This is a genomic window from Candidatus Obscuribacterales bacterium, from assembly GCA_036703605.1.
GTDB lineage: Bacteria > Cyanobacteriota > Cyanobacteriia > RECH01 > RECH01 > RECH01.
In genome coordinates this window covers 1-2,685 of sequence record DATNRH010000893.1, presented here as the reverse complement: position 1 = coordinate 2,685, position 2,685 = coordinate 1, and the positions used below count along the sequence as shown (strand labels likewise).

The following is a 2,685-nucleotide window of genomic DNA, read 5'->3' as shown; positions in this document are numbered from 1 at the left end:
CCTCGGGCTTGCTGGGCTTCTTGGATAGCCTGGAGTTGTTCTAGTAAGACGGGGATAAACCGAATAGCGATAGCAATCACTAAGCTGACCTGGGCTGGATTGATGCCGATATGGCGCAACGGTGACAGCCAGCGTTCTAGCAGCGCTAGCATATCTGAAACCTTAGTCGTACTGCTCACCACAATCGCTAGACCCACCAACGCCAGAAGCCGAAGAGCGATCGCTAGTCCTATCTGCCAGCTCGTCAGCACTCCATGCAGCGCCACAATCACGACTATAATCACAACTAACGGCCGCAGTTGTTGCCAGATGCTCCGCCCTGGCAGGTGAGCGATCGCCATCAGGGCAATCACCAGCCCTATAAATCCGAGTAAGATAAACCAGCTCTGTACAAAAAATAGGCCCATACCGGCAATTGCTAGACCCAAAACCTTCACCCCTGCGGATAAGGAATGGATGGGCGATCGCTGGGGCACATAAAGACCTAGAGACATGCCATCTGCTCCACGTAGGCCGGGAGGGCGATCGCCGGCGGTGCGTCCATCACAATCTTCCCGTGGTCAAACAAGAGGATGCGATCGAAATCCTGGAGTAGATCGAGGTCATGGGAAACCACGACGATCGGCTGGGATAGATTCCATAAAATACGGCGGATGTGGTTGCGGTTGCGTAGATCGAGGAGGGTGGTGGGTTCATCAAAAATCAAATACCTAGGCTGCATAATTAAAACAGCAGCGATCGCCAACAGTTGCTTTTGTCCACCACTGAGCAAATGAGCTGGATGGTCGCGCCAGTCCTTCAATCCATACTGAATCAGCATGGCATCTACCCGCTGGTGAATCTCGGCGCGCTTCATTTTCAGATTCGTCAACCCAAAGGCCAGGTCTTCCGCCACGGTCGGTAAAATAATTTGATGATCGGGATTTTGGAATACAAACCCCACCTGCCGCCGCACCGCCTTAGCCTGGTAGCGCGTATCCAAGCCATCCACCCGCACCCAGCCTGCATCTGGCACAATCAACCCATTCAGCAAGCGGGCAAAAGTGCTCTTGCCAGAACCATTGCTGCCAATCACCCCAATGCGCGGTTCCGTCAGCGTGACGGTAATGTCGTGCAACACTCGGCGATCGCCAAACCCATGGCTCACCCCGCATAGCTCAATCACACAACCCTCCCATCCCAGCCCCTAACCCATGCCTCAACTACTCTATGCTATCGGGCAATGGCCCAGAGCGATCGCTCCTAGCTTGAGGTGATCGATGGAGGTCGCCTGAGATGGTTTCCAGCAGACGGCGATCGCATCCATGCTTTACAATAAAATACTTGATGACATTCGACTTCGACAAAACGCCGCTATGATTTCTCTGCTCAACACCCAAGACCTCAAGCGAGATCTTGACACCTTGTCGCTACGCCTGGGTAAAACCCAGGACTATCTTTGACGTCCCTGCTCTGACGGCCAAAATCCACGATCTAGAGCAGATCGCCTCCCAGCCAGACTTCTGGGATGATCAAACCCGTGCCCAGCGCACGCTGCAAGAGTTAAACGACTGTAAATCCCATCTCGATCAGCTCGACCAATGGCGATCGCAGCTAGAGGATGCCCAAGCCGTCCTAGAGTTGCTGAGCGTGGAGCCCGACGATGCCCTGCTCGAAGAAGCCTGCGCCACCGCCCAGACGTTGCAAAAAGCGCTCGATCAGTGGGAACTGCAGCAGCTCTTGTCTGGGGAATACGACCAAAATGGCGCTGTCTTGAGTATCAACGCCGGGGCTGGTGGCACCGATGCTCAGGATTGGGCAGAAATGCTGCTGCGGATGTACACCCGCTGGGCAGAGCAGCATGGCTATAAGGTGCAGTTAGCAGAATTATCTGAAGGAGATGAGGCGGGCATCAAGTCGGTCACTCTAGAAGTTGAAGGACGCTACGCCTACGGATACTTGAAGGCAGAGAAAGGCACCCATCGCCTGGTACGGATTTCGCCGTTCAATGCCAACGATAAGCGCCAAACCAGCTTTGCGGGTGTGGAAGTGATGCCGATGTTGGATGAATCGGTGACCCTCGATATTCCTGAGAAGGATTTAGAAATTACCACCACCCGTTCTGGCGGTAAGGGCGGTCAAAACGTCAACAAAGTAGAAACGGCGGTGCGGATTGTCCATATTCCCAGTGGTTTAGCCGTTCGCTGCACCCAAGAGCGATCGCAACTTCAGAATAAGGAAAAGGCCCTGGCACTGCTGACGGCCAGACTCTTGGTGATTGCCCAAGAACAGCGCGCTAAGGAAATCTCTGATATTCGTGGCGATATGGTGGAAGCAGCTTGGGGCAACCAAATTCGCAACTATGTGTTCCATCCGTACCAAATGGTGAAAGATGTGCGCACCAATGTGGAAACGACTGCCATCGATGATGTGATGAACGGCGACTTAGATCCGTTTATCGAAGCCTATCTGCGCCAAGAAAATCAGATGGTGGAAGCATCTAGCTCTGTCTAGTCAATCTATCGGTACAATCTCTATGCCAGCCGACCTGAGTTTACTTGGTTTGGCTGGCATCATATTTAGGCGGATCACATTGTGAACTTGTTTAAGGAGTTTTCTGAGTCAGACATTACTGTACTCCTCAGGTTTACACTGACTGTAAAGCTTTGTTGAACTATCTGCATAACCCCCTTCAACAGCTGTAAT

The 2,685-nt window shown here is 52.7% G+C and carries 3 protein-coding genes; 1 reads left to right on the top strand and 2 read right to left on the bottom strand.

Annotation, left to right across the window (positions count from 1 at the left end; genetic code table 11):
• Positions 1 to 494: energy-coupling factor transporter transmembrane protein EcfT (locus V6D20_18370; GenBank protein HEY9817748.1), on the bottom strand; the 494-nt coding region annotated here is incomplete at its 3' end.
• On the bottom strand, positions 485 to 1,165 hold the full coding sequence (locus V6D20_18365; GenBank protein ID HEY9817747.1) for an ABC transporter ATP-binding protein: 681 nt from the start codon (positions 1,163 to 1,165) through the stop codon (positions 485 to 487). The genes V6D20_18370 and V6D20_18365, both read right to left, overlap by 10 nt.
• Before the next feature lie 230 nt (positions 1,166 to 1,395).
• Between V6D20_18365 and prfB the strand changes: the two genes are divergently transcribed.
• Positions 1,396 to 2,493 (top strand): peptide chain release factor 2, encoded by a 1,098-nt coding sequence (prfB, locus tag V6D20_18360; GenBank protein HEY9817746.1) that lies wholly within the window; start codon positions 1,396 to 1,398, stop codon positions 2,491 to 2,493.
• Positions 2,494 to 2,685: the final 192 nt, after the last annotated feature.